This is a genomic window from Paenibacillus sp. 01T422 (genome assembly GCF_056398785.1).
In genome coordinates this window covers 1-2,243 of sequence record NZ_JBFTQB010000992.1, presented here as the reverse complement: position 1 = coordinate 2,243, position 2,243 = coordinate 1, and the positions used below count along the sequence as shown (strand labels likewise).

The 2,243-nt window shown below is 42.0% G+C and carries 4 protein-coding genes; all 4 read right to left on the bottom strand.

Features of this window, described 5'->3' with window-relative positions:
• Nucleotides 1–271, bottom strand: a 271-nt coding sequence (locus AC1DUA_RS34575; RefSeq protein WP_477504046.1) for a 2-oxoacid:acceptor oxidoreductase family protein, incomplete at its 3' end; no start/stop codon positions are given.
• A 208-nt stretch (nucleotides 272–479) separates the two neighbouring features.
• A complete protein-coding gene (locus tag AC1DUA_RS34570) occupies nucleotides 480–1,421 on the bottom strand; it encodes a dipeptidase (protein WP_477504045.1) in 942 nt (313 codons plus the stop codon).
• A gap of 125 nt (nucleotides 1,422–1,546) precedes the next feature.
• Complete coding sequence (locus tag AC1DUA_RS34565; RefSeq protein WP_028558349.1) at nucleotides 1,547–1,807, bottom strand: stage V sporulation protein S; 261 nt, start codon at nucleotides 1,805–1,807, stop codon at nucleotides 1,547–1,549.
• Between the two features lie 113 nt (nucleotides 1,808–1,920).
• The coding region (locus tag AC1DUA_RS34560; RefSeq protein WP_477504044.1) for a YmdB family metallophosphoesterase at nucleotides 1,921–2,243 on the bottom strand (323 nt) is incomplete at its 5' end.

Here is a 2,243-nt window from a genome sequence, read left to right as displayed (position 1 = left end):
CTCCATTATCACGAAGTTCGTGAGCGTTGAAATCGATACTTTCCTGGTCAAATGCAACCAGAATGTCCAAATCATCTGAAATTGCGCGAATCGGCTTGGTGCTGATGCGAATCTTGTTATTTGTATGTCCCCCCTTAATCCGTGAAGAGAAATGACGGTACCCATACAAATAGTAACCGAGACGGTTCAATGCAGTAGAGAAGATACGGTCAGTACTTTCGACCCCTTCACCCTGTTGACCTCCGATTTTCCAAGATAACTGACTAATCACCGTACGTCCACTCCTTTTGATTGTAGCTGCTCGAAGACACATTAAAAGCTAAATTGTTTAGTAAGATAAGATGATGCAATAAAAAAAATCTTTCACTTGTCAACCAAATTCTATGCCTTTATGAAGCAAAATGCAAGGGGTACCAACGATTCTAAAAGATAGAGTTTTTAGATCGAATCCATATCAATATTAGATCGATTTTCAATTTTCATTTCGGAAGGTTCGCAAGCATGAAATTGCGCCAATTTCCAAACAAAAATGCCTCTACTTGTGTTTCCTTATAGTTTTTACAAAGCGCCTCTATTAAATTATCGTATTGACCTACATGTCTTAACCCTTTGATCCACTGCTCAATACCATCAAAATCCGATCCAAAACCAATTTGTCTCTCTCCCCCCAATAAGCAGACGTGATCAATATGTTTAAGTAAACCTGCTATAGGAACAGCCAGATTCATGCTATCAACGAAGTAGGGAACAAACGTCAGACCAATTTGTCCCTGACATTGAATGATAGCTTTGATTTGATCGTCTGATAAATTTCTTGGATGGGGACATATTTTCTGAGCATTGGAGTGGGAAGCAATAAAAGGTTTGTTATAAACCTCGACCATTTCCCAAAAAGCTGCAGTCGATAAGTGTGACACATCTGCTATTATACCCATTGTTTCTAATTCTCTTAACATGAGTTTGCCTTTTCTTGTGAAACCGCCTTTTCTAGGTTCCATTACGCCATCTGCTGCCCAATTCGCGTAGTTCCAAGTTAGCCCTACACTTCGAACACCGAGGTGGTACAGGATTCTTAAATGGGTCAAGTTGCCAGCTAAAGCATCCACACCTTCAAGTGTCAGAATTGCTCCAATTTTCTCTCCTGCCTCTACTTCATGCCAATCCTGCACATTTTGAATAAACCGCATACCCTCATGACTTACAATTTTCCTTTGAAAAATATCAACCATCTGCAAGATATGATCGAATGTCGGCTGTTGGATAGAGTCTGATAAATAAATGGCAAAACACTGCACTTTAACGCCCGCATGTTTTAATCTCGGATAACTGACATCCAGTTCCTGATCTTCCTTACCAAAATCAAGCTTTGGGTTCACGTACAGTTTCGTTAACGCATCGCAATGACCATCCATGATCCTCATCCATCCAGCCTCCTTATTTATCGCTAAACAAGACAAAAACCTCTTATCAGAGGTTTTGGGGTAGAATAAAAAACCTGTCTACAAAGTAAACAGGTTGCAGGCATTATTATGTATGGTTACGTTCATTACCTCGGCTCAACGATTAGTTTAATGGCCGTCCGATCTTCCCCGTCAATCACGATATCTGTGAAGGCTGGTACACAAATTAAGTCAACTCCGCTGGGCGCCACAAATCCTCTTGCGATCGCTACTGCTTTGATGGCTTGGTTCAAGGCGCCTGCACCGATCGCTTGGAGCTCAGCTGCCCCGCGCTCACGCAACACACCTGCCAAAGCACCTGCAACGGAGTTTGGGTTGGATTTTGCTGAAACTTTTAATACATCCATGAATAGTACCTCCTCGGGAATGATGGATAGTTCCATTAATCATCATATTCTCGAGGTAGCACAAACATGACTTTCTATTTCATACGAGTTCTCTAAATTTTCTGAAATAACGATTAATCCATGAAAACTTGATCTTCATCGTAACGAATAAGCTGTATGGCTTTCGCTTGACCTGTTTGATCGTTCAATTCTATAACAACAGCATGGAAATGCCATTTCCCTTCATCTGTAACGAATCTAACTGGCAGCTGCGTTTTGAATTTTTGAAGCACAGCATTTCGCTCCACACCCAGAATGCCATCACGTGGGCCAACCATCCCTACATCTGTCACATAAGCTGTACCTTGCGGCAATACGCGGTTATCATTCGTTTGCACGTGGGTATGCGTGCCGACGACAGCGGATACTTTCCCGTCCAAATGCCACCCCATCGCAA

What these genes read in the sequence shown, in the direction of transcription:
- AC1DUA_RS34570 (WP_477504045.1), bottom strand. Translation starts at nt 1,421, where the DNA reads ATGAGGATCATGGATGGTCATTGCGATGCGTTAACGAAACTGTACGTG.
- AC1DUA_RS34565 (WP_028558349.1), bottom strand. Translation starts at nt 1,807, where the DNA reads ATGGATGTATTAAAAGTTTCAGCAAAATCCAACCCAAACTCCGTTGCA.